The organism is Roseibium sp. LAB1 (genome assembly GCF_054658235.1).
This window is the reverse complement of the sequence record NZ_BAAGIB010000001.1, coordinates 2,043,817-2,068,683: the sequence shown is the minus strand read 5'-3', so window position 1 is coordinate 2,068,683 and position 24,867 is coordinate 2,043,817. Positions and strand designations below refer to the sequence as shown.

Annotated in this window: 22 protein-coding genes and 1 tRNA gene; 15 read left to right on the top strand and 8 right to left on the bottom strand. The window is 60.2% G+C overall.

The window, feature by feature from the left end; translation table 11 throughout:
* Positions 1 to 81 precede the first annotated feature (81 nt).
* Entirely contained in the window at positions 82 to 4,812 is a 4,731-nt protein-coding gene (gene gltB, locus ACYQ54_RS09685; RefSeq protein ID WP_460081468.1) for a glutamate synthase large subunit, read from the bottom strand.
* 614 nt (positions 4,813 to 5,426) lie between these two features.
* Here gltB and ACYQ54_RS09680 point away from each other — a divergent pair.
* The 5 genes from ACYQ54_RS09680 (at position 5,427) to ACYQ54_RS09660 (ending at position 9,330) form a co-directional block, all read left to right on the top strand.
* Positions 5,427 to 5,726 (top strand): BufA1 family periplasmic bufferin-type metallophore, encoded by a 300-nt coding sequence (locus ACYQ54_RS09680; protein WP_460081466.1) that lies wholly within the window; start codon positions 5,427 to 5,429, stop codon positions 5,724 to 5,726.
* 190 nt (positions 5,727 to 5,916) lie between these two features.
* Complete coding sequence (gene bufB, locus ACYQ54_RS09675) at positions 5,917 to 6,813, top strand: MNIO family bufferin maturase (RefSeq protein WP_460081465.1); 897 nt, start codon at positions 5,917 to 5,919, stop codon at positions 6,811 to 6,813.
* A gap of 1 nt (position 6,814) precedes the next feature.
* The gene (locus ACYQ54_RS09670) at positions 6,815 to 7,600 is read left to right on the top strand and encodes an HvfC/BufC N-terminal domain-containing protein (RefSeq protein ID WP_460081462.1); all 786 of its coding nucleotides are present in this window, start codon (positions 6,815 to 6,817) and stop codon (positions 7,598 to 7,600) included.
* Between the two features lie 43 nt (positions 7,601 to 7,643).
* A complete protein-coding gene (locus tag ACYQ54_RS09665) occupies positions 7,644 to 8,228 on the top strand; it encodes a DoxX family protein (RefSeq protein ID WP_460081460.1) in 585 nt (194 codons plus the stop codon).
* Between the two features lie 43 nt (positions 8,229 to 8,271).
* Positions 8,272 to 9,330, top strand: coding sequence for a threonine aldolase family protein (locus ACYQ54_RS09660; RefSeq protein WP_460081459.1), 1,059 nt, complete (start codon positions 8,272 to 8,274; stop codon positions 9,328 to 9,330).
* Between the two features lie 103 nt (positions 9,331 to 9,433).
* Here ACYQ54_RS09660 and ACYQ54_RS09655 read toward each other — a convergent pair whose 3' ends face one another.
* Entirely contained in the window at positions 9,434 to 9,880 is a 447-nt protein-coding gene (locus ACYQ54_RS09655) for an Hsp20 family protein (protein WP_055661173.1), read from the bottom strand.
* Between the two features lie 182 nt (positions 9,881 to 10,062).
* On the opposite strand from ACYQ54_RS09655, the gene ACYQ54_RS09650 reads away from it, so the two are divergent.
* Entirely contained in the window at positions 10,063 to 10,572 is a 510-nt protein-coding gene (locus tag ACYQ54_RS09650) for a hypothetical protein (protein ID WP_460081457.1), read from the top strand.
* A gap of 213 nt (positions 10,573 to 10,785) precedes the next feature.
* On the top strand, positions 10,786 to 11,859 hold the full coding sequence (locus ACYQ54_RS09645) for an alpha/beta fold hydrolase (RefSeq protein WP_460081456.1): 1,074 nt from the start codon (positions 10,786 to 10,788) through the stop codon (positions 11,857 to 11,859).
* A gap of 29 nt (positions 11,860 to 11,888) precedes the next feature.
* Here the strand turns inward: ACYQ54_RS09645 and hisN are convergent, their stop codons facing one another.
* Positions 11,889 to 12,695, bottom strand: a complete 807-nt coding sequence (gene hisN, locus ACYQ54_RS09640) for a histidinol-phosphatase (RefSeq protein WP_460081454.1) — start codon at positions 12,693 to 12,695, stop codon at positions 11,889 to 11,891.
* 266 nt (positions 12,696 to 12,961) lie between these two features.
* Complete coding sequence (locus ACYQ54_RS09635; RefSeq protein WP_460081719.1) at positions 12,962 to 13,807, bottom strand: N-formylglutamate amidohydrolase; 846 nt, start codon at positions 13,805 to 13,807, stop codon at positions 12,962 to 12,964.
* Between the two features lie 445 nt (positions 13,808 to 14,252).
* On the opposite strand from ACYQ54_RS09635, the gene cpdR reads away from it, so the two are divergent.
* From cpdR to ACYQ54_RS09610, 5 genes are all read left to right on the top strand, one after another.
* Positions 14,253 to 14,612, top strand: coding sequence for a cell cycle two-component system response regulator CpdR (gene cpdR, locus ACYQ54_RS09630; RefSeq protein WP_006932209.1), 360 nt, complete (start codon positions 14,253 to 14,255; stop codon positions 14,610 to 14,612).
* Positions 14,613 to 14,761: 149 nt separating this feature from the next.
* Positions 14,762 to 14,836 (top strand) — tRNA-Val (locus ACYQ54_RS09625).
* A gap of 149 nt (positions 14,837 to 14,985) precedes the next feature.
* Positions 14,986 to 15,111, top strand: coding sequence for a type B 50S ribosomal protein L36 (gene ykgO, locus ACYQ54_RS09620; RefSeq protein ID WP_006932207.1), 126 nt, complete (start codon positions 14,986 to 14,988; stop codon positions 15,109 to 15,111).
* Positions 15,112 to 15,284: 173 nt separating this feature from the next.
* A complete protein-coding gene (locus ACYQ54_RS09615) occupies positions 15,285 to 15,935 on the top strand; it encodes a tetratricopeptide repeat protein (protein ID WP_460081453.1) in 651 nt (216 codons plus the stop codon).
* Between the two features lie 69 nt (positions 15,936 to 16,004).
* Positions 16,005 to 17,006, top strand: coding sequence for an alpha/beta fold hydrolase (locus tag ACYQ54_RS09610; protein WP_460081451.1), 1,002 nt, complete (start codon positions 16,005 to 16,007; stop codon positions 17,004 to 17,006).
* A gap of 56 nt (positions 17,007 to 17,062) precedes the next feature.
* Here the strand turns inward: ACYQ54_RS09610 and pyk are convergent, their stop codons facing one another.
* Positions 17,063 to 18,499: a pyruvate kinase gene (pyk, locus tag ACYQ54_RS09605; RefSeq protein WP_460081449.1), complete on the bottom strand. Its 1,437-nt coding sequence runs from the start codon at positions 18,497 to 18,499 to the stop codon at positions 17,063 to 17,065.
* Positions 18,496 to 18,927 (bottom strand): DUF1036 domain-containing protein, encoded by a 432-nt coding sequence (locus ACYQ54_RS09600; RefSeq protein ID WP_460081446.1) that lies wholly within the window; start codon positions 18,925 to 18,927, stop codon positions 18,496 to 18,498. Before ACYQ54_RS09600 ends, pyk begins: the two co-directional genes overlap by 4 nt.
* A gap of 458 nt (positions 18,928 to 19,385) precedes the next feature.
* Here ACYQ54_RS09600 and ACYQ54_RS09595 point away from each other — a divergent pair, with 458 nt between their 5' ends.
* From ACYQ54_RS09595 to ACYQ54_RS09585, 3 genes are all read left to right on the top strand, one after another.
* Positions 19,386 to 20,195: an N-formylglutamate amidohydrolase gene (locus ACYQ54_RS09595; RefSeq protein ID WP_460081444.1), complete on the top strand. Its 810-nt coding sequence runs from the start codon at positions 19,386 to 19,388 to the stop codon at positions 20,193 to 20,195.
* 39 nt (positions 20,196 to 20,234) lie between these two features.
* A complete protein-coding gene (locus ACYQ54_RS09590; protein WP_460081442.1) occupies positions 20,235 to 20,531 on the top strand; it encodes a DUF1244 domain-containing protein in 297 nt (98 codons plus the stop codon).
* Positions 20,532 to 20,684: 153 nt separating this feature from the next.
* Positions 20,685 to 20,954 (top strand): DUF2312 domain-containing protein, encoded by a 270-nt coding sequence (locus ACYQ54_RS09585; protein ID WP_460081440.1) that lies wholly within the window; start codon positions 20,685 to 20,687, stop codon positions 20,952 to 20,954.
* A gap of 85 nt (positions 20,955 to 21,039) precedes the next feature.
* Here ACYQ54_RS09585 and ACYQ54_RS09580 read toward each other — a convergent pair whose 3' ends face one another.
* On the bottom strand, positions 21,040 to 22,788 hold the full coding sequence (locus tag ACYQ54_RS09580; protein ID WP_460081717.1) for a DUF882 domain-containing protein: 1,749 nt from the start codon (positions 22,786 to 22,788) through the stop codon (positions 21,040 to 21,042).
* Between the two features lie 313 nt (positions 22,789 to 23,101).
* On the bottom strand, positions 23,102 to 24,676 hold the full coding sequence (locus ACYQ54_RS09575; protein ID WP_460081438.1) for a sigma-54-dependent transcriptional regulator: 1,575 nt from the start codon (positions 24,674 to 24,676) through the stop codon (positions 23,102 to 23,104).
* Between the last annotated feature and the right edge of the window lie 191 nt (positions 24,677 to 24,867).

Here is a 24,867-nt window from a genome sequence, read left to right as displayed (position 1 = left end):
TCAAAACTTAGTGCGTCTGTCCAGGGTGGCTGCAATCGGCCGCTTCATGCGGCCGAGAGCCAGTTCGTGCGTTTGGCCGGATTATTCGGCGGCGACCATGCCAAGGCGCTGCTCTTCCATCTCGCGCAGGGCCCGGCGGTATTCGACCGGCATGACCTTGACGAATTTGGGCCGGTACTGGGTCCAGTCATCAAGGATTGCCTTGGCCTTTGTCGAGCCGGTCAGTTCCAGATGCTTCGTCAGCATCTGGCGCAGGCGCTCATCGTCATGACGGGTCATGTCGCAGGAAAGGTCGACACGGCCCTTGTGCTCGATATCGCCGCCATGGTGGTGCAGCTTCTCCAGGAGATCGTCTTCCTCGGTCACCGGTTCCAGTTCGACCATGGCCAGATTGCAGCGGGAGCCGAAGGTGCCGTCTTCATCGAGCACGTAGGCGATACCGCCGGACATGCCTGCCGCGAAGTTACGCCCGGTCTGGCCGATCACGACGACGACGCCGCCGGTCATGTATTCGCAGCCGTGGTCGCCCACGCCTTCGACCACGGCGATAGCGCCGGAGTTGCGAACCGCGAAACGTTCCCCGGCAACACCGCGGAAGTAGCACTCACCCTCGGTGGCGCCGTAAAGCACCGTGTTGCCGACGATGATGGAGTTTTCCGGCACGATGCGGGTGTTTTCCGGCGGACGGACAATCAGCTTGCCACCGGCAAGACCCTTGCCGACATAGTCGTTGGCGTCGCCGACAAGATCGATAGTGACACCGCGGGCGACGAAAGCACCGAATGCCTGGCCGGCAGTGCCCTTCAGATTGATCTTGAGCGTGTCAGGTAGCTTCAGGCCCTTGTTGCCGTAACGCTTGGCGATTTCGCCGGAGAGCATGGCCCCAACCGAACGGTCGACGGAACAGATCGTCTCGTCGACGATCGTGGGTTCCTTGTTGTCGAGGGCCGGCTTGGCGGCTGCAATCAGGCGCCGGTCCAGAATGTCGTGGATCGGGTGATCCTGACGTGCAGTCCAGCGGGTTTCTTCCGGCTTTGCTTCCGGCTGGAAGAAAATACGGGAGAAATCGAGGCCCTTTGCTTTCCAGTGATCGATGGCGGCTTCCTTGTCGAGGAAGTCGGACCGTCCGATCATGTCTTCCAGCGTCTTGAAGCCGAGATTGGCCATCAGCTCACGAACTTCCTCGGCGACGAAGAAGAAGTAGTTGATGACGTGTTCCGGCGTGCCCTTGAAGCGCTTGCGCAGGACCGGATCCTGGGTGGCGATGCCGACAGGGCAGGTGTTGAGATGGCATTTGCGCATCATCAGACAGCCGGCGGCGATCAGCGGAGCAGTGGAGAAGCCGAATTCGTCAGCGCCAAGAAGAGCGCCGATGATGACGTCCCGACCGGTGCGGATACCGCCGTCGACCTGAAGGGCGATGCGCGAGCGCAGCCCGTTCAGCACCAGGGTCTGCTGGGTCTCGGCAAGGCCGATTTCCCACGGAGAGCCTGCATGCTTGATTGAGGTCAGCGGCGAAGCGCCAGTGCCGCCGTCGTAACCGGAAATCGTGATGTGGTCGGCACGTGCCTTGGCAACGCCCGCCGCAACCGTGCCGACGCCGACTTCGGACACCAGCTTGACCGAGATATCGGCTTCCGGATTGACGTTCTTCAGGTCGTAGATGAGCTGCGCCAGATCCTCGATGGAATAGATGTCATGGTGCGGAGGAGGCGAAATCAGGCCGACGCCCGGTGTCGAGTGACGAACTTTCGCGATGACCGCATCCACCTTGTGACCCGGCAACTGGCCGCCTTCGCCGGGCTTGGCACCCTGGGCGACCTTGATCTGGATCATGTCGGAGTTGACAAGGTATTCCGTGGTCACGCCGAAGCGGCCGGAAGCAACCTGCTTGATGGCAGAACGCTGCGGGTTCGACGAACCGTCCGGCAGCGGGTTGAAACGTTCGGGCTCTTCGCCGCCTTCACCGGTGTTCGACTTGCCGCCGATCTGGTTCATGGCAATGGCCAGGGTCGTGTGGGCTTCGCGCGAAATGGAGCCGAAGGACATGGCGCCGGTTACGAAGCGCTTGACGATGGCTTCGGCCGGTTCCACCTGGTCGAGCTTGATCGGCGTGCGGTCGATTTCGTCCGCGGACTTGATCCGGAACAGGCCGCGGATCGCATAGCGTCCGCTCTTTTCGTTCACTTCCTTGGCGAACGCACGGTAGGTCTCGGGCAGCTTCGCGCGCACCGCATGCTGCAGCAGCGCGACGGAATCCGGCGTCCACATGTGGCTTTCACCCCGGGTCCGGTAGGCGTATTCGCCGCCGACTTCCAGGGAGCGGCGCAGGATGGCGACATCGCCGAAGGCCTGCTCGTGGCGCAAGACGGTTTCATTGGCGACTTCGGGAAGTCCGATGCCTTCGATCATGGTTGCCGTGCCGAAGAAGTATTTCTTCACGAACTCCGAACCGAGGCCGACAGCGTCGAAAATCTGAGCGCCGCAATAGGACTGGTAGGTCGAGATGCCCATCTTGGACATGACCTTCAGGATGCCCTTGTCGATGGACTTGATGTAGCGGTAGACGACTTCGTCCTGATCGACTTCCTCGGGGAAGTCCATTTCCATGTGCATGGAAAGCAGCGTTTCGAACGCCAGATAGGGGTTGATCGCTTCCGCGCCGTAGCCGGCCAGAACGCAGAAATGGTGCACTTCGCGGGCTTCACCGGTTTCCACCACCAGGCCGACAGAGGTTCTGAGACCCTTGCGGATGAGGTGATGATGCACGGCGGCGGTTGCCAGAAGGGCAGGGATCGCGATGCGCGACCGGCTGATCAGGCGGTCGGACAGGATGATGATGTTGTATCCGTCCAGAACCGCTTTCTCGGCGCGCTCGCACAGTTCGTCCAGCGCGCCTTCCATGCCGACGGCGCCTTTTTCGGAATTGTAGGTGATGTCCAGCGTCTTGGCGGAGAACTGGTTGTCGGCGATGTCACCGATGGCGCGGATCTTCTCCAGATCCTCATTGGTGAGGATCGGCTGACGGACTTCCAGTCGCTTGGAGGTCGACATGCCCTCGAGATCGAAGATGTTCGGACGCGGGCCGATGAAGGAGACCAGGCTCATCACCAGTTCTTCGCGGATCGGGTCGATCGGCGGGTTGGTGACCTGGGCGAAGTTCTGCTTGAAGTATGTATAAAGCAGCTTCGACTTGTCGGAGAGGGCCGAGATCGGCGTGTCCGTGCCCATGGAGCCAATGGCTTCCTGGCCAACGGTCGCCATCGGGGTCATCAGGAGCTTGATGTCTTCTTCCGTGTAGCCGAAGGCCTGCTGACGGTCGAGCAGGCTTTCACCGGCAACTGGCGCGCGCTGGCGCACGCCCGGAAGATCTTCCAGAACGATCTGGGACCGGTGCAGCCAGTCCTTGTACGGGTTGGCCGTGGAAAGCTGACGCTTGATCTCGTCGTCGGAAACGATCCGGCCTTCGTCCATGTCGATCAACAGCATCTTGCCCGGCTGCAAACGCCATTTCTGGACGATACGCTCTTCCTCGACCGGCAGCACGCCAACCTCGGACGACATGATGACAAAATCGTCGTCGGTCACGATATAGCGGGCCGGACGCAGGCCGTTCCGGTCCAGCGTCGCGCCGATCTGGCGGCCATCAGTGAAGGCAACGGCTGCCGGGCCGTCCCACGGCTCCATCAGGGCCGCGTGGTACTCGTAGAAGGCGCGACGGTTGTCGTCCATCAGCGGGTTGCCGGCCCAGGCTTCCGGGATCAGCATCATGGCTGCATGGGCCAGGGAGTAGCCGCCCATGACCAGGAATTCGAGTGCGTTGTCGAAACAGGCTGTGTCGGACTGGCCTTCATAGGAGATCGGCCAGAGCTTGGAGATATCGTCGCCGAGAAGCGTCGAAGATACCGACGCCTGACGCGCCGCCATCCAGTTGACGTTGCCGCGCAGCGTGTTGATCTCGCCGTTATGGGCAACCATCCGGTAGGGATGCGACAGATCCCACGACGGGAACGTGTTGGTGGAGAAGCGCTGGTGCACAAGCGCCAGGGCGGAGGAGAAGCGCTCGTCTTTCAGGTCGGCATAATAGGCGCCAAGCTGATAGGCCAGGAACATGCCTTTGTAGACGATCGTCCGGCTGGACATTGAAACGATATAAAAGCCCTTCGAAACCGCGTCGGTTTCCGCGCGCACACGGTTCGAGATAACCTTGCGCAGCACATAAAGGCGGCGTTCGAATGCATCATCCTCGCCGCCGGTCTTGCGGATGAAGACCTGACGGGACACCGGTTCGGTGGCGGCGATGTCCGGAGATTTGGACAGCGATGAGTTGTCGACCGGTACGTCGCGCCAGCCGATCAGCTCCTTGCCCTCGTCCTCGATGACGCGCTCGATGATCGCTTCGCACTTGGCGCGCAATTCATCGTCCTGCGGCATGAATATGAAGCCGACGCCGTATTCACCGGGTTCGGGAAGCTGGGTCCCGGCGTTTGCCAGTTCCTCGGCAAAGAACGCATGCGGGATCTGCACCAGCATGCCGGCGCCATCGCCCATCAGCGGATCGGCACCAACCGCGCCGCGGTGCGTGAGGTTCTCCAGAACCTGCAGACCGTCTGCGACAATCTTGTGAGACTTCTCACCTTTCATATGGGCGACAAAGCCGACACCACAGGCGTCGTGTTCGCGCGACGGATTATAGAGCCCTTTGTCGGCGGCCGTGCTCAGTCGTTCCGCAAGTGTGGTGGTTGCGGTGGTCTTCATGTCCGCGCTCCCCGCTTGCATGGCTGTGCTGGTCGTCAGCTCTATCTTCGTCATGTGCGCCCTCACTGTTAACCCCAGTGCCGCCGTGGCTGGGAGCGTCCGGTTCCGTTCGGGTCGCATTCCATCAAGAATGCGGTCCGGCGAACCCTGGCTTTCCTGCCCCGGCTCTGTTGTTGTATTAACCACGGCCGTTTATCAAAGCAAACCGCCGCATTGACGCAGCGGTCCTCCGCTGCCGAAACGTTCCGTCTCGCTTCCATACGGATCCTCCCCGGATCCGCCCAGTGGTCAGCCTGACTATCGCCTCTGCCTTTTTGTCCTGCGCCCTGTCCGGGCCGTTTTTGGCATGGCGATAATTGGGACAGCATACCTGTCCTATTCCAAGCGGCGCGAACATGACAGATTTCGCCGTCGTGAGCAAGAGTGTTTCTGCGTCGCTGCATTATAATTGTTTCGCGCAAAAAGTGCCAATCGTCCGGAAAGGTCAAAACCGGCAGGAAATAAGTAAGAATCTTGCGTTTGTTAAACTTTGTGCAGTTATGCTCGCAAAACAGTCACATGCGTTTGATTTCCTATTTATCTTCAATAGGGTCATCTAACGAGGGTGCCTGGCGGCCCTGCGAGAACGCCGGTACGCATTGAATTTGCAACGACCAGAGGAGATCGAGATGAAGCACAAGGCCATGTCTGCAGCAATCGTTGCCGGTGCGGTGGCAACCGCGGTTGCGGGTCTGTCGTCAACTGTTCCGGCTCATGCCCAGGCCAAGGAAAAATGCTACGGCGTGTCCCTGAAGGGACAAAACGACTGCAAGGCCGGTCCGGGTACGACCTGCGCCGGTACGTCGACCATCGATTATCAAGGCAACGCCTGGACCCTGGTTCCGAAGGGCACTTGCGTGACGATGGATGTGCCTGGTGGTCGCCACGGGTCCCTGACCGAGCTTGAGCGCGATCTGCCGGAAGCCTGATCGGCTATTATCGGCCGCTACTGCGGCAATTTGCTCAGGCAGGCAACAGGTTGACCCGCACTTGTTTACAGTGCGGGTTCGGCACCAGGTCCCTTAAAGGCATCAGCCATGGTCCTTCAACAGGTCGCGTTTGAAGATGTCCTCAGCCAATGGGCCTGCCTGACAACATTTTTTCCCACCGGAGGACACCATGGTTTCCGACACCCGATCAGAGCCGACAATCCGTGCCGACGGCGCTGTTCCGGCGCGTGCGGGGGCTGGTCTGAAGGCGGAACATGTTGCGGCAATTCTGGAAAGTTCCCCCGATATCGGGTTTTTCGAGGTTCATGCCGAAAACTACATGGGTGCCGGCGGTCCGCCGCACCGGCAGCTGGAAGCAATCCGAGAACGGTATGCCTTGTCCCTGCATGGGGTAGGACTGTCGATCGGCGGTGAGCAACCGCTGGACAAGGATCACCTGCAGCGTTTGTCGGATCTGAACAAACGATACGAGCCGGGACTGTTTTCAGAGCATCTCGCCTGGTCGACCCATGACACCACCTATTACAATGACCTGTTGCCGGTGCCTTACGACGGGGCGACCCTCAACCGAGTGTGCGACCATATCGACGAAGTGCAGGAGACCGTCGGACGGCGGATGCTTCTGGAAAATCCGTCGACCTATGTGGCTTTCGCACAGAGCACGATGAGCGAACTGGATTTCCTGAGAGAAATCGCACGGCGGACCGGTTGTGGCCTGTTGCTCGACATCAACAATGTTCATGTGTCCTGCACGAACCACGAAAGATCAGCCTCGGACTATCTGGCCGCTTTTCCGATGGCGGCCGTTGGTGAAATTCATCTGGGTGGCCATGCGCCGGACCGGGACGATGCCGGCCGGCCGCTGCTGATCGATGCCCACGACCGGGAGGTCGATACGGCGGTCTGGCAGCTCTTCGAAGAAGTCATTCGGGTACATGGTCCGCTGCCGACCCTGATCGAATGGGACAACAATGTTCCGGCCTGGCCAATTCTGCTGGCCGAGGCAGAAGCCGCCGACCGGATCCTGGCGCAGCCCGAAGGGGCCAGACGAAAGCACGCGGTCTGACATGCGCGGACCTTTGACACTTCCGCAGGTCGATGCCTCAACGTTCGGACGCGCGCTGCTCGACCCGCAATTGGACACGCCCGTTGGTCTGACCGGTCCTGACGGACAGACGGCACCGAAGCGGTTCAACGTCTACCGTAACAATGTCATCGTCAGCCTGACCGAGGCTTTGGGCGAAACCTTTCCCGCAGTGAAGACGCTGCTTGGCGAAGAGTATTTCAAGGCCCTTGCCCAGGCCTTCGTGATGGACCATCCGCCGGTATCACCGGTCCTGATCTGGTACGGTGCCGAATTCGCAGACTTTCTGAACGCGTTTCCGCCGCTCGAGGCTTATCCTTACCTTGGCGACGTTGCCCGGCTGGAATGGGCCTGGCTGCAAGCCTACCATGCAGCGGACGCCGCGCCTCTCGACCCGGCCGCGCTGGGGGATGTTGATCCGCAGCGTCTGGGCAATGTGCGCTTCGCACCGCATCCGGCAGCGCATGTCGTGACATCCGGTTGGCCTGTGTGGGCGCTTGCACGAACCAACAGGTTCGATCCCGATGGGGCCGAGGCTGTGGATCTTGCCGAGCCGCAGGCCGTGATGATCACCCGGCCCGACATGGAAGTGAATGTCTATCTGTTGCGTCCAGGTGGTGCCGTTTTCGCGAAGGATCTCCTGCAAGGGCATACGCTTGCAGAAGCCGCAGGCCGGGCACAGGGCGACGACGAGGCTTTTTCCTTGTCCGATTGCCTCTCGGACTGTCTTGTCGCAGGTGCCTTTTCAGGCCTGCTTTGGGACGAATAACAATCACACGGCATATGGATGCCGCTTGATCATGGGGGATTAGATGGGTGTGCTGATCGGATTTTTTGTCAGGCTCTACACGATGGTGTTCGGAGCCCTGGAACGGCTGACTGATGGTTGGTTCATCGGGCTTGCCGCACGGTTCATTTTTGCCGCGATTCTGCTGCAGTTCTTTCTGAACTCGGCGATGACCAAAATCGGCGGCAGCATCATGAACATCTTCACGCCGACGGCGGGGGCCTATGCGCAGATGCTCCCCAAGATGATGGAGCAGGTCAGCTACGACACCAGCCAGATCGCGTTCTTCCCCTATGGTCTCATGGTGCTTCTGGGTACCTGGGGTGAATTTGTCCTGCCGGTCATGGTGGTTGTCGGTCTCTTCACCCGCTTCGCCAGCCTGGGGATGATCGTCTTCATCTGCGTGATGACCTATGTGGATGTCTACGGCCATGGGGCCGATGCCAAGACGATCGGAGCCCTGTTCGACGGTGAGCCTTACGCGATTATCGCCGACGACCGGTTGCTGTGGATCTTCCTGCTGCTGGTGCCGCTGCTCAAGGGCCCGGGCGTCGTCTCGCTCGACTGGCTGCTCGGCCGGTCCTATCGCAAGCGCGAGATGTACTACTGAAAAATCGGTTGCCGGTTTTGAAGCCAAGTGATTAAACCGGCACATGAATTTTGCTAGTGACAATTGGGCGGGTGCAGTTCCGGCGGTGATGTCGGCGCTGGCCCGCCATAATGAAGGGTTCTCGCCTGCCTACGGCACCGACCCTTTGACCGACGCCGTCTCAGCCACCTTCAACGAGATCTTCGAACGGGAAGTTGCCGTCTTTTTCGTGGCGACCGGTTCGGCGGCGAATTCGCTGGCGCTGGCCGCCTGTGCGAAGCCGGGTGGGGCGATCTTCTGCCATTCCGGTGCGCATATTCAGGTCGATGAGTGCAACTGTCCCGAATTCATGACCGGCGGCAACAAGCTGTTGAGCGTGGAAGGTGCAAACGGCCGGTTTTCTGCCGATACCCTGCGCGCAAAGATGGCGCAGGTGCCGGACGGCGTAGTCCATCATGGCCAGGTTGCGTCCGTTTCCATCAGTCAGGCAACCGAATGCGGCACGGTCTATACGCTGGACGAAATCAGCGCCATCAAGGACGTCTGCCGGTCGCGTTCAGTGCCGCTTCACATGGATGGCGCGCGGTTTGCCAATGCGCTTGTGACACTCGGCTGCTCGGCTGCCGACATGACCTGGAAAGCGGGCGTCGACGTGCTTTCCTTCGGCGCGACCAAGAACGGCTGCTGGTGTGCCGAAGCCGTGGTGTTCTTCGATCTGGAAGCGGCAAGGTCCTTCGAATATTTCCGCAAACGCGGCGGTCATCTGTTCTCCAAGAGCCGGTTCGTGGCTGCCCAGTTCGAGGGCTATTTCGAAGACGATACCTGGCTGGCAACCGCAAGCCACGCCAACGGTATGGCCACCCGCCTTGCCGAAGGTATCCGGGAAGCCGGCGGGCGGACAGCCTGGGCGGTCGAGGCCAACGAGCTTTTCCCGATCCTGAAGCGCAGCCAGATGGAAGCCCTGCAGGCAGCCGGGGCCAAGCTCTACGAATGGCCTGCAAACGGTCTGGCGCAGGATCACGCTCCTGCGTCTGACGAAGTCTGCCTGCGCCTGGTCACCAGCTTTGCGACGACAGACGAAGACGTCAATTCGTTCCTGAAGGTACTTGCCGGGACGGTCTGAGGACCGTTCTCCCCCTGCGATCTGCCGCGCAGACAAGCACCAAAAAAGGCGCCTGGTTTCCCAGGCGCCTCGATGATGCGATTGCCGCAGTTGATCCAGGCGGTTAGTGAGCCGTGGTTTCAATCTGCTTGGTTTCGCCGCTGGTGATTTCAATCTTGCGCGGCTTCATTGCTTCCGGAATTTCCCGGACAAGATCGACGTGCAGCAAGCCGTTTTCGAGGCTTGCCCCTTCCACGCGAACATGTTCGGCGATCTGGAAGCGGCGTTCAAAGGTGCGCGAGGCAATGCCACGGTAAAGAATTTCCCGGCTGGCATCTTCTTCAGCTTTTTCACCCTTGATGGTAAGCGTGTGCTCCTTGGCTTCGACGCTCAGTTCATCGTCGGAAAATCCGGCCACGGCCATCGTGATGCGATAGGCGTTTTCGCCGGTGCGCTCGATGTTATAGGGCGGATAGCTCGGGGCTTCGTTGCCGGCGGCATCGAGCATCGAGAAAAGCCGGTCGAAACCGACGGTGGAGCGGTAAAGCGGAGAAAAGTCGAAGTGACGCATGTGTCTGTCCTCTCTTGAGCAACTGATACTTCACTGATGTTGAGCAGTCCTTCGTCCCCCGGATTGGCGGGACAGGCTGCGGTGCAAACCCGTGTTGGCGCTTGCATGAAGAGATTTGGTATCTCGGATTTTCTTTTCAAGAGGGCAGGCAGCAGCGGGGAGCGCGGAAACATGAACGCCACATGAACGATGCCTTCCGGTTGCGTTCAAGTGGCCCGGTGCATCTTCAATCCAACGTCAGCACGGCGCTGGCGGAACAGACAGGAGATTTGAAGATGTTTGCCAATGTTTCGAAATTGTCCGCCCCGATCGCCGGTGCCATTCTGTTGGTGTCCGCCGGTTTCATCACCACCGCATCCGCTGCGCCGCTGGCCGGCAAAACCCAGATCGAACCGGCAAAAGCCGAACTGGTGGTCAAGGTTGATCATCGCCGGGGCAATGGCCGCGGCAACTGGAATGGCCGTCATGGTGGCCGGCACTTCGAAATGGGTCCGCGCCAGATCCGCCGCAGCCTGCGTCACCGCGGTTTTGACCACATCAAGATCCTCGACCGCCGTGGTCCGATGTACATCGTGCGGGCAAAAGGCTGGCGTGGTATGCCGGTTCGGCTGGTGGTCGATTCCCGCAACGCCAATATCGTCCGCAGCCATCCGATCGGCCATCGTGGTCACTGGCAGCGCCGCTGGTACTAAGCAGCCATCGCAAGGTTTCTGACATTTTCACGGCCGGCTTCCCAGGGAGCCGGCCTGAAGCTTGTTGAGGCGGGCGTCTGGCCCGGGTATCACTTGACGGTGCACGGTGTGCCGGACACTGTCGGCAAAGTCTGCAACGTGACGAGTTCTTGACGAAAAACCGTTATCTATTTGAACCAATACCCCTCAACGAACCCGAGTGATTCGCAGCGCATGACCTTGATCGACCATCCCGACAATCCGGTGCCTGACGGGGCGCGATCCGGGTTTGTCACGACGCCGGACGGCAAGAAGATCCGGTATGCGCATTGGCCCGCCGCCGGTGTGCGGCGCAAGGGCACGGTGACCCTGCTGCAGGGGCGGGCGGAATTCATCGAAAAATACTTCGAGGTGATCGAGGATCTGCGCAAGCGCGGGTTCGCCGTCATTGCCTTCGACTGGCGCGGGCAGGGTGGCTCACAACGGCTGACCCGCAACCCGAGACGCGGCCACGTGTCCAATTTCGGCAAGTACAAGCTGGACCTGCGCACGGTGCTCAAGGAAGTCTCGCTGGCAACCTATCCCGGACCGCATTTTGCGCTGGCTCATTCCACCGGCGCCCTCGTGGTCCTGTCCGACACCGAGCGGCTGAGAACCATGCTGGACCGCGCAGTCCTGACGGCGCCGCTGCTGGGGCTGCCATCAGGAACCTGGTCACCGGGCCTTGTGTCCGGCTACCGCTGGGTTCTGCGCAAGCTCACTCTCGGTCTCTTCGGTCGTCCGGGTTTGAAGGCAACGGCCCCGAAGACGTCCGGCCTGATCGAAAAGGTTGCCATTCCGGTCGCCCGGCTGTTGTCGATGTTCGGTCTTGGCAGGCTGTTTGTGCCCGGTGGAAACGCTGAGGTTTCCGTGCCCTTCGAGACTAACCGGCAGACGTCGGACAAGGCCCGGTTCGAGCGGTTCAACAAGGTATTGGACCAGGCTCCTGAACTCGGAATCGGATCGCCGACCCTCGGCTGGCTGGGAACGACGGGCCGTGCCATGATGATGCTGCGCCGGCGCGATGCCGGGCCGAACATCAAATTGCCCTGCCTGGTGCTGGCGGCTGGGAACGACCGGATCGTCTCCACGCCCATGATCGAGGACTTCGTCGCGCGGGCCAAGGCCACCGCCTATGTGGAAATCGCTGGCGCCGAACACGAACTGATGATGGAACGCGATGCCTTCCGGGATCAGTTCTGGGCGGCGTTCGACGCTTTCGTGCCGGGCCTGGAAGCCGAGCAGGCGCTGGAACGCGCCCGGACCTGATCCGGGGTCTGGTGAAGCCGAGCGGCTGGTCAAGCCGCCTTTGCAAGGTCCCGCAAAAGGAGTTCGTGCAGCCAGGGATCACCCGATGCGACGATCTGACCGCCGTCGGCCGGCGAGCCCCCGGTCCAGGTCGTGACGACCCCGCCAGCGCCCTCGATGATCGGAACAAGTGCAACGATATCATAGGCTTGCAGACCGGATTCAATCACCGCATCACCGTGACCGGCTGCCACCATGCAATAGGCGTAGCAGTCGGTGCCATAGCGGGACAGCTGCACGGCAGCTTCGATCCGGTCAAAGGCCTGACGTTCGCCATCCTTGAAAAGAGCAGGGGTGGTGGTGAAAATAGTGGCATCTTCCAGACGCGAGCAGGACCGTGTCTTCAGCGCTCTGCCGCTCAGGGGGCCAGTGTACCAGGCCGTCTTGCCGTCACCGCCGAAACGCTCGCCGATATAGGGCTGGACCATCATGCCAAGGCTCGGCACGCCGTTGGTTCTGAGGCCGATCAGCGTGCCCCAGGTGGGCAGGCCGGTGATGAAGGCACGCGTGCCGTCGATCGGGTCCAGTACCCACACATGTTCCGCATCGAGATTTTCCGGACCGTGTTCCTCGCCAAGGATTCCGTGGTCCGGATAGGTTTCGTTGATCAGCGCGCGCATCGCCGTTTCGCCGTTTCTGTCGGCGACAGTGACCGGGTCGAATCCGGCTTCCCACTTGTTGTCGATTTCAAAGCCCTGGCGGAAATGCGGCATGATCGCGCCACTGGCGGCGTCCGCCAGCCTGTCCAGGAACGGGGCAAACATATTTGAACTGGAAACAGGCCCTGCCGACATCATTACCTCCTGGCTGCGGAAACCGCTCAAAACTCAAATCAAGGTGAATTGCCGCTTGTATAACCGGTTCTGCAAAAAAATGAATCTGCAAAACATGAATGTCTGCTCATACTTTGATCAGTTTGAAAGGCCTGCCGGGCTTGACCTTTGTGCGGTGCAATGCGAATTTATTGCGGTGCGATACGTTGTGTCGTACCGCCCTCCTTGGGCGTTTCCTCCCTAGACTCGGGCCGCCTCTTTTGAGCGCGGCCTTTTTTTTGTTCGGAGGTTTATTCCGCTGCGATGGAGTCCGCCGGCAGGGCTGCGTCCGGCATGGAGGTCAGTTCACGGGCGAACTGGCGCAGATTGTGGAAGAGGTCGCCAAAGCCGGGCGTCGGCTGATGAGTGACCTCGTCCATATAGAGACCACGGTTGATTTCGATCTGCAGGGCATGGAGACCGCTTGTGGGACGGCCGTAATGTTCGGTGATGAAGCCGCCGGCGTATGGCTTGTTGCGCGAGACGCTGTAGCCCATTGTCTTCAGCACCGAGCAGGCGAACTCGGTCAGATCGTTGCTGCAGCTTGTGCCGTAACGGTCTCCCAGGATGAAGTCCGGACGGGTATCGGTGGTCTGGCATTTCACGCTGGACGGCATGGAGTGGCAATCGATCAGAACTGCATAGCCGAAGGTCACATGGGTCTGGGCCAGCAGCCGGCGCAGCGTGGTGTGGTAGGGCTTGTAGATCTCTTCCACCCGGTTGAGGGCTTCGGCAACCGGCAGCTTGTGCCGATAGATCTCGTGGTTCTCGCTGACAATGCGGGCAACGGTGCCCAGTCCGCCAGCCACGCGGATCGAGCGGCTGTTGGTGTAATTCGGCAGGCGTCCGTCGAACATTTTCGGGTCGAGTTCGTAGGGCTCACGGTTCACATCCAGATAGGCCCTGGGAAAATGGGCCCTCAGGAGCGGTGCGCCCAACGGCACCACATGGGCGAAGAGATCGTCGACATAGGCATCCTCGGACCGCCGGATGGCTGTTTCGTCCAGGCGGGAGGAGGCGAGAAAGCTCTTGGAATATTGCCGGCCGGAATGCGGCGAATTGAACACGAATGGCACCCGCTGGTCTGCAGGGCACAGGACTTCAAACGCTGGAAAGCCGTTAAAATCGGCTTCGAATGAAGCTTGAAGGAAAGGCTGTTTTTCGTCCGTCAATGGTGTGTCCTGGTTGCTGCCCTGTGCAGGCCATGTCCCACAGTGCCAAGGAATTGCTGCACAGTCTACCTTGGCAGGATCAAAAGCATGCGCGGCTGTGGGCAAAGAAGCCGTGAACGACGTCAGGAACGACCGGCGAATGCGGGATCCTCTGTCCGCGAAACATCTTGTTTTACCGCGTGCCGAACGGGTTTTCCCCGGCGTGAGAAGCTGTCCGGTCCGGAACGACTGGGCGACCGATCGTTCTCAACAAGAGCCTATCCACACCAGATGTGTGTGATCCAATTCACCCTATCATTCTGTGGAATTCGAGCTATAACCGGCAGAAAGGGAACCAAACCCACACGAACAAAGGACCTGGTCAATTACGATGCCGCGTATCCTGCTTGCCGAAGATGATAATGACATGCGCCGCTTCCTGGCGAAGGCGCTGGAAAATGCCGGTCATGACGTCGTTTCTTTCGATAATGGCAGAAGCGCCTACGAACGCCTGCGCGAAGAGCCGTTCTCACTGCTTCTGACTGATATCGTGATGCCGGAAATGGACGGGATCGAGCTGGCCCGCCGGGCAACCGAACTCGATCCGGACCTCAAGGTGATGTTCATCACCGGTTTTGCAGCGGTTGCGCTCAATCCGGAATCAGATGCACCCAAGGACGCCAAGGTTCTTTCCAAGCCCTTCCATTTGAAGGATCTTGTGCAGGAAGTGGAGCGCATGCTCGCCGCCTGACAAGGTGCTGACGCGGCGGAAAACTGGGGTTGCCAACCGGGCTGGGGAAATTTTGACAGTTCGGTGAAAAAGGGGGGTTGCACAGATTGCCGATCCCCGTTATATCGCACTCCACCACGGCGCTGGGGCGTCGGAGTACCGAGAAATTCGGGCGTGTAGCTCAGCGGGAGAGCACTTCGTTGACATCGAAGGGGTCACAGGTTCAATCCCTGTCACGCCCACCATTATTGCGCTGATCGAGGTTTTGAGAGGCGCGGATTGATCTGAAGACAGGCGCAGGACCTGCCGCTGCTTCCAGGCCAATCCAGTCAAACGTGAGCGCCTTTGGCGCTCATTTGGTTTAAAGAAGCAGGGCCCTTGTGGGGACAGTGACATGAAGATCAAAAACTCGCTCAAAGCGCTCATGACCCGCCACCGCGACAACCGTATGGTTCGCCGCAAAGGCCGCGTCTACATCATCAACAAGAAAAACCCGCGTTTCAAAGCGCGCCAGGGTTAATCTTGCTGCTGCGCCCTGCGTGGCAGACGATAGAAAATCTGTTCAGGAACAAGATGTTATCTTGTTCGAATGGAGCGGATTCAAGTCGTCGCCACGGTGGTGCACGAAGATGTGTAAAATTCCCGGATTGACCGCCGCATCCAGCGATCCATAATCGTCGGATGCGGATTTTTGTGTTTGCCCTTCTTTTTCTCGCCGGGAACAGCCTTGCCAGCGCCCAGCCTGTTCCCGATCTCGGTCCGGAAGCAGAGCCGCCGTCTGCCGAGGATTTCAACGCCCTTCCCGATGATCTGCCTGAAGAGGGCGGCCAGGTGGTCGTCGAAGAGACGGATCCGGACGATGAAAAATCCCGTCTGGACGAACTTTTTTCCAACCTCGCCAAAGCGGAAAATCCAAAGGAAGCCGAACGTATCGGCCGGGAAATCCAGATGCTCTGGATGGATTCGGGCAGTGATACGGTGGACGTACTGATGTCGCGGGCCGGCAAGGCCATCCAGGCCGACGACCATGCCTTGGCACTCGATCTCCTGGACACGGTGGTGATCCTCAAGCCTAGTTATGCAGAGGCCTGGAACCGGCGCGCCACCGTCCACTACATGCAGGAGGACTTCGGCAAATCCCTGGTGGATATCGAGCGCACTTTGGCACTGGAGCCACGGCATTGGGGCGCGCTGTCCGGTCTTGCCATCATTCAGCGTCGGCTGGGCTTCGACAACGAGGCGCTGACGACCTTCAAGCGGGCGCTTGAGGTCAATCCCAGCCTGGAAAATGCCAGCAAGGCCGTGAAGGATCTGGAAGAGGAAGCAGAGGGCGAACCCGCCTGAGGCGGCCTTGCCGCTCGGCCGATGTGCTGCCGGTCTTGATTGCTGACGGCGCAGTGCTATGTCCGGGCTATGATCCCGTTACTGATTGCCCTTCTCGTCGCCACCAGCCTTGTTGCCACCTATTCCCTGTTCAGGGCGAGGCAGATTTCACGCGCTTACACTCCTGACGGCTCTTTTGCCGAAGTGGACGGTGCGCGGCTTCACTATCATCTTGTTCCTGCGTCTGGGGCTGCCAGCGGGCAGCCTGTGCTGGTGTTCCTGCACGGGGCCAGCGGCAACGCCTATGACATGAAGCTGGCGTTCGAAGGGGCGTTCAAGGGACGGTATTCGCTTCTCTTCGTTGACCGGCCGGGGCTGGGATTTTCAGAGCGATCCAGAGAGGGCAGCAATACTCCGGAGAGTCAGGCCAGGCTGATCACCGGTCTGCTCGCAGCGCTCGACATTGAAACTGCCGTGGTGGTGGGCCATTCGCTTGGAGGGGCCGTGACGGCGGCCGTGGGGCTCGCCGCACCTGGGCGGGTCCGGGGGCTGGTCTTTCTGGCTCCTGTCAGCCATGTGTGGCCGGGTGGGGTCAACTGGTACTACCGGGTTGCCGCGATGCCGATCATCGGTTGGGTGTTCGCCCGGACGCTGACGATCCCGGTCGGCGAGAAGCTGGTACCGCACATGCTGGCGCATGTCTTCCGTCCCGACCGGCCGGTGGCCGGCTATGCGGCTTCGGTCCGTCTGCCGTTGTTGTTCCGCCCGGAAAGTTTCCGGTCGAACGCGGCCGATATCTGCTGTTTGCAGCAGGCTGTGCAGCTGCAGTCGACACTTTACGGGCAGCTTGGGCAACCGTCGCTGATCGTGACCGGCACGGCAGATACGGTGGTCTGGCCGTCGATCCATTGCGAAGGCTTGCTGCAGGACCTGCCGGAGGCGGAGCTGCTGATGCTGGGCAAGGCAGGGCATATGCCGCAGCATACGCACACGGACGAAATCGTGCGCGGCATCGACAGGCTGGTGGAGCGGGTGCAGGCGCCCGGTCGCAAGGCGGCGGAACCGGGTGCTGACATGTTGCAGACGGCATGAAAAAGGCGGCCTGGAGGCCGCCTTTCGTCATCCGGTTTGTTTAACCGATTAGATCGTCAAATGCCGCCCTGGCCGTCGTTGCCGACAAAGGCAATCCGCAACATGTTCGTGGAGCCTGGAGTGCCGAAGGGCACGCCGGCCGTCACGATGATGCGCTGACCAGGCTTTGCAATTCCCTCGGAGAAGGAGATGCGGCAAGCGCGGTCAATCATGTCCTCTTCGTTGGCGGCATCTTCACTGACCACGCAGTGGAGACCCCAGCCGAGAGACAGGCGCCGTGCAGTCGCAAGCACCGGAGACAGAACGATCACGGGGCTGGCCGGACGTTCGCGTGAGGCACGCAGACCCGTTGCGCCGGATGTCGTGTAGCAGACGACGGCGGCCAGGTTCAGCGTCTCCGCAATCTGCCGGGCAGCTGCCGAAATCGCGTCTGCGCCGGTGGCTTCCGGTTCGGTCCGCTGTGCGTAGATGATGGTCCGGTAGTTGGGATCCTGCTCCACCTGCTGGGCGATCTTGTCCATGGTGGACACCGCCTCGATCGGGAAATCGCCTGCAGCGGATTCGGCCGACAGCATGACCGCGTCGGCACCTTCGAAAACGGCGGTGGCAACGTCGGAAACTTCGGCGCGGGTCGGCACCGGTGCGGTGATCATGGATTCCAGCATCTGCGTGGCGATCACGACCGGCTTGCCGGCGCGGCGGCAGGCGCGGGTGATGCGCTTCTGAAGGCCGGGAACCTGTTCCAGCGGCAGTTCCACACCCAGGTCACCACGGGCAACCATGATGGCGTCCGACAGCTCGATGATCTCGTCCAGCCGGCCAATGGCCTGCGGCTTTTCGATCTTGGCCAGAACGCCGGCGCGGCCACGGGTGATCTTGCGCACTTCGGCGATATCGTCCGGACGCTGCACGAAGGACAGGGCCACCCAGTCGACATTCTGGTCGAGTGCCGCGATCAGATCCTTGTGGTCCTTCTCGGTCATGGCGCTGGTTGCGATTTCCGAATCGGGAACGCTGACACCCTTGCGGTCCGAAAGCTTGCCGCCGACGATGACTTCCGTCACGGCCCTGGTGCGGTCGGCTTCCAGAACCTTGAGCTGGATCTTGCCGTCATCGAGCAACAGGCGGTGGCCCGGCTCGAGCGCCTGAAGAATTTCCGGATGCGGCAGATGCACCCGGTCTATGCTGCCGCCGGACTTGTCGGCGTCCAGCGTGAAGGTTGCGCCGTTTTCCAGCATCACCGGGCCATCGGCAAAAGTTCCCACACGCAACTTGGGTCCCTGCAGATCGGCAAGAATGCCGATTGGCCGTCCAACCTTTTCCTCAACAGAACGGATGCGTTCGACAAGCATCTTCAGACGATCATGGTCGGTATGGCTCATGTTGATGCGGAACACGTCCGCACCGGAGCGATACAATTTTTCGATGATGTCTTGTTCTGAGGAGGAGGGTCCGAGAGTTGCAAGAATTTTGACTCGTCGGTTACGCCTCATCGCCCACCTGTCCCCTGTTGCACGGGTTCGGTCAGCTGGACCGTCCAGCTGCTCTGTTCACCCGTGTCGATTTCAAAAAAGCCTGTCCGCTCGAATCCGCGAGCCACACAGTCCTCAATTCCGCGAATGGTGAATTCCTTTTCCCGGGTGCACATGAATGCCCGGCCACCCCACTCGCCGAATTGGTCGTAATCAACTGCGTAGATGTAATAGTATCGTGACACAAGCGCCCCGGGTACCAGGGTCTCGCAGGAATTGGAAGCAAGGTTCCACCAGCCTTCGGTGACCCAGTCAGTCTTGTCCTTGTAGCCGATGGCCACACCAACCTGACTGTCGGTCTTGTTGCAAAGGCGGAGATCCGCTCTGGCTTCGTCACTGGATGCGGAGAAAAACAGCACGGTGAGGAAAGCAGCAAAGGCAACTTTCATAGGCACGCTGACACATGCCCGAGACCTGCCCTGGTTCCGTTCCCCAACCTTAAACATATGCAGTCGTTCGCTTTGCTGCTTTACAGACATTCGCTTTTTGCGTCGACAAGGGGGTCTTGTCAACGTCGTTAACGGGATCCAGAGGCTTTCGCCCAGACTTGTTTCCCGAACCGTCCAGATTTTTTGTCCAAATGAACAGTCCCACCCCCTATGCCGTCAGAAATGGGGCGGGAACATGGCCGCTCCGCCTCAGATCGGTGTTAGCTGTCAATAAAGCGTATACAGCGTTGTACTCACCTTGGCAAAAACACAGGTGGGTGGAAGGGTGTAGAAGGTGTGGACGGCTGGAACGATAGGCACTTGAAAGCGGTGTTTTCGGGCTTGGTTCCTTCGCCTGTTTGCCGTAAACCTGACCGCCTGCACGATAGCGAGCCAAAAAAGTTTCCACGAAGCGAGACATGATAGAACCAGCTGCCGAAACCGGCCGGGCCTTTCAGCCGACCGAATATGTGAATGGCGATTTTTCTTCCGGATTGCTGCTCTTGTGCGATCACGCCCGCAATACCGTGCCGGAGCCATATGGCGACCTCGGTGTTCCGGCCGAACAGTTCGAACGCCATATTGGCTACGATATCGGTGCCCGTGCCGTTACGCTGGAACTGGCGAGGCGGCTCAATGCACCGGCATGTCTGACCACGTATTCCCGTCTGCTGATCGATCCCAACCGGGGCGATGATGACCCGACACTTATCATGCGTCTGTCGGACGGTGCCGTCGTGCCGGGCAATGCCAAGGTAGATGCCAGGGAACGGGACATCCGGATCAACCGGTTTCACAAGCCCTATCATGATCTCATCGACCAGACACTGGAGGCGATGATCGAGGCGAGCGCACCGCCGGTGATCGTTTCCATTCACAGTTTCACGCCGGTCTGGCGCGGCGTGCCGCGGCCCTGGCATGTCACCGTCTTGTGGGACAGCGACCCGCGGGCCGTTCAGCCGATGCTGGAGGGGCTGCGAGCGCAGGAGGACATCGTTGTCGGTGACAACGAACCTTATGACGGGGCTCTCAAAAACGACACAATGTACCGGCACGCAACGCGCCGGGGTCTGGCGCACGCGCTATTGGAACTGCGTCAGGACCTGATTGCCGACGAAGCCGGGGCGCTTGAATGGGCGGACCGTCTCGAACCGGTCCTCAGAAAAATTTCCGGCATGTCCGACTGCCGGCGTATCCAGCATTTCAAGTCGCGCAGCGACGCCGCTTAAGGCCGGCAGTCGCCGGTCCGGGACAGGGAGACCTTCGGGATGGACGATCAGACGAAACTCGAACTGGAAGCAGCCGTATTCAGGCGCCTTGTGGAGCATCTGCGTGGCCGTACGGATGTTCAGAACATCGACATGATGAATCTGGCCGGCTTCTGCCGTAACTGCCTGTCCAACTGGTATCAGGACGCCGCACAGGAAAAGGGTGTTTCCCTGGAAAAGTCCGAAGCGCGCGAAATCGTCTACGGCATGCCTTATGACGACTGGAAAGCCAAATACCAGACTGAGGCGACGGCGGACCAGAAAGCCGCTTTTGAACAGAACAAACCCCAACATTGAGCTGGAATCTGCTTCGGCTCGCATGGCCGCTTGACGGCCGGTGCGGAGTCTGGCAACGCACGGCCAGGTGATTGACGGCGGCTGAAGAACAGCCGCAGCCATTAGAACCGCGCAAAGCGCGACACGTAAGAACGAGAAGGAGAAACAGAAAACATGTCCGATCCCGGTGGAGTAGCAGGCGACCAGCTGCGTGCATTCGTAGAACGTATCGAGCGTCTGGAAGAAGAAAAGAAAGTCATCTCCGATGACATCAAGGACGTCTATGCGGAAGCCAAGGGCAACGGCTTCGACGTCAAGATCCTGCGGAAGGTGGTTTCCCTGCGCAAGAAGCAGCCGCATGAGCGCGAAGAGGAAGAGGCGGTTCTCGATCTCTACCTGCATGCACTCGGCATGGCTGGTGGCGCTGGTGGGGTCGAAGGCTGATCAGCGGCAAGGTCCGTAGTTCACGACAAGAAAAAAGAGCGGCTGAAAAGCCGCTCTTTTTTGTTTGAACTTACTGGCAGTCCGGTCAGCGCGCGAAGCGCACCGGCAGGATAACCACCGCCGGACCGTCGAACCGGTCTGTCCGCAAGCCGCCGTAGGGATTGCTTTCAAAGCTGGCTGAGACAAAGCGGTTACCCGGCATCATCACGTTCTTCAGCTGGCGCTGGTTAGGGTGGCTGAGCCAGGCAAAGGACTGGTGCCGGGTGGTGCCTGCACCGGACAGGAGCGTCGGTGCGGATTTGTCAGGCAGGCTTGCGAAGCCGGCAAGCGGGTCGACAATCTGGTCACGCGGGATCCTGCCCGAAACGGACGGCTGACGGGCCGGAGCCGCCTTGGCGGTGGCGCCGGAAGCTGGCCGGTTCGCCTGTGCGCGTGCCGGCTCGCTGACCGACGGCCGCAGCGAACGGCTCAGGCTGGGTGGTGTCGCGGATGCAGACGCGTAGGCGAGTGTTGTTTCGGAGCGTGGTGCCGGTACCGGAGAGGGCACCGAAGTGCCGGTGGCAGCGGCGATTGCGGCAACCGGATCATCGGTCGGCGCGGAGCCCGGGACGGGGACGTCGCCGCTCAGGCCGAGGTTCGCAGCGGCAACCTTGGCAGCATCGCTCAGCCCCTTGCTCGGCTTTTGCACCGGAGTGCGCGAGGCCACCTGGAACCGCGAGTCGATCGCTTTTTCGGGAACCGGGTTCGGACCTTGGGCCGGCGTGGTCGGCTGACCGGTCTCGATGGCGAACCGCTGCGCGTCAAGTGTGTTCGGTGCAGGCGGAGGTGTCTTGCTTGCGGCCACTGCCGGAATGTCCGCAGGCGGTTTCACGATGGGCGCATTGCTGGCCACGACAATCGGTGCCGCGGCAGGCGCTTCCGGTTCGCTTTCCAGGATCTTCCGGCCAGGAACGGGCGGATTTTCGATCACGACGGCCGGTGCTTCGGCTGTAATCGGGGCGGGCGGCGTATTGCCGACGGCACCGGGGCGCTTGGCCGCATTGTCGCGGTTGTTGCCACCGCCGAAGAGGCTGGCGAACAGGTTGCCGCCGCCGGAGGACGCATTATCAGCCTGCGCGGTTACCGGAATCGGTTTTCCCGGGCGGGTCAGGGTCTGATCGCGGGTGCTCAGGCTCTTGGCGGAACTTGAGCGCTTGTTGGATGCAACGATCGTCGGTTTGGAACTTCTCGACCGGCCGGACTTGCTTTCGGCGAGAGCAACCTTGTAGCCGCTCATCGGCTTGCCGTCCGACGGAATATGGAGCGTCTTGCCATCAGGAAAGACGCGGGCCAGTTCAGAACGGCTCATGCGCGGCCAGTGACGGACGCTGCCGGTGTCCATGTGAACGAAGGGAGAGCCGGATCTCGGATAATAGCCGACGCCGCCAACTTCCTTGCGCAGGCCAGTGGCGCGCAGGGTGGCAAGTTTTACACCGGGAATGAAATAGTCCATTGCCTTGCCGAGCGTGTGCTGGCTGTTCTTGGCAACGCCGGAGGACCGCTTGCGCAGCATGTTGTTGGTTGCGGGCGACCGGTAGCTGGAGACGACGTGGATGGGCTGGCTCGCGCCCACCTTCTGGTACACTTCCCAGACAAGATCCAGAAGTTCCGGATCGATCTTGGTCATCTCGTTGCGGCGCCAGTCGCGCAGGAAGCGGTTGGCTTCGCGCAGACCATCGGGCAAGTAGCGGCCGTTTTTCTTGAAGGTGATGGATACACGCTCTTTGGTGTGCGTGTTGTATAGCTTCAGGGTGCGTGTCTCGGCCTGGGCAAAGGTGGCCAGGCACACGGACACAACAGCAAACGCGCCGGCCGCTTTCGCGGCACGCTTCAGCCAACCGACGGCGTCGAAATCAACTAACCGTGTACGCAATCTCTATCTCGCCGTTTTCAGAGGGCTTTCACCCATCCCGTGCTCCCCAGCAGGATGTATACCCTAGCTGCTGTAGGTTAAGAAGTTTTTACCCTAATTTCGCTTCGCTGATAATCGTTGCAGAACTGCAACGGCGCAAGCGCGTAGTGCAAAAACGCTCCCGTAGTGGTGGTTACTCGGAGAATGCGTCAAAATATCGTCGAAATCGATGGTTTGCGCTATGATTTGCCTCAATTCAGGCGGCCGCGTCCTTGCCGCTTTCGTCGAGCCCGTATTCCTTGAGCTTGCGATAGAGCGTGGAACGGCCGATTCCCAAGCGTTTGGCAACTTCCGTCATGCGTCCGGAGTAGTGATTGATCGCGGCGCGAATCAGTTCCTCCTCGATGTCGGTCAGCTTGCGGACGTGTCCATCCTGGTCGAGGTTGCGCATGAAGCCGAATGGCGCGGACTGCTCGAAACCTGCCTGAGTGGCTGGAGCCGGAGGCGCGTGATGCGCCGGAATGGAGGGTTCGCTCGGTCGAACCGGCGCTGCGGCAAGGTCACTGCCGGACATCCGGTCGGTATAGGACGAAGGTGCTTGTGACTGGAGCGTGGCGCCCTGCGTGGCGGTTTGCTCCGTTGCCGCGGCAACCTGAGGAAAATCGTTGATCGTCAATTGCGGGCCGTCGCACAGGACAACCGCCCGGAAGACCGCGTTCTCAAGCTGCCGGATGTTGCCCGGCCAGTGATAATCCTGAAGCATGGACAGCGTTTCGGCGGAAACACCGGCCACCTGGGGCTTGCCTTCCTCGGCGGCGAAACGGGCCAGAAAGTGGCGGGTGAGGGCAGGTATGTCCTCGCGCCGGTCGCGCAGGGGAGGGATCCAGATCGGGAAAACGTTGAGACGGTAATAGAGGTCTTCGCGGAAGACACCTTCCTTCACCTGGTCGATCAGCCGGCGGTTGGTCGCCGAAATCAACCGGAAATCCACCTTCACCGGGCGGCGCGCACCGATGGGGTCGATCTCGCTTTCCTGCAGGGCACGCAGCAGTTTGACCTGTACGTCCTGGGGCAGCTCGCCGACTTCGTCCAGGAACAGGGTTCCGCCGTGAGCTTCCTGGAACTTGCCGACATGCTTGTCGACCGCGCCGGTAAAGGCGCCTTTCTCGTGACCGAAGAGGATCGATTCGACCAGGTTGTCGGGGATCGCGCCGCAGTTGACGGTGACCAGCGGCTTGGACTTGCGGTCGCTGGAGCCCTGGATGGCACTGGCGATCATTTCCTTGCCGACGCCGCTTTCTCCCTCGATCAGGATGGGGATGTTCGAAGCGGCGGCCCGTTTGCCGAGATTGATCACCCGCTCCATTGCGGGCGAGTGGGTTATGATATCGGCGAAGGTCAGCGTGCCGGACGCCTGTTTGCGGATCCGGGTGATCTCGCCTTCCAGGGCGGAGGTCTTCAGAAGATTGCGGATCGAGACGTTGAGACGTTCCGGTGCCACAGGTTTGACCACGAAATCCTGTGCACCCGCGTTCATGACGGTGACCACGGTATCGATGCCGCCGTGAGCGGTCTGGACGATGACCGGTGTTGCGTTCTTGTCGGAGCGCAGCCGTTCCAGAACGCCGAGGCCGTCCAGCTCCGGCATCACCATGTCGAGGATGATCAGATCGATCTCACTGGCCTCGGGACTGGACATGATGCGCACCGCTTCAACACCATTTTCGGCGGTCTTCGAGCGGTAGCCGAATTTTTTTACGGCCTCCTGCAGCAACCTGCGCTGGATGGGATCGTCGTCTACAATGAGAATTTTGCCGCTGAGTGCTTGCATTTGCGGTTTCGCTCGTCCCGAATTGTCTCGTTTCGAACCATTCTGGTCGCAATTGGGTAAACAAATCGTCCAAGGCCGAGCAAAAAAGTTTTCACAGTCTGATTGCAGGGGCCCCTTTTCCCGGCCTACAAATTCCAACAACAGCAGATTGCCGGACCTCGTTCGTCCGGTGGCGCACCGGAGAAGATAAT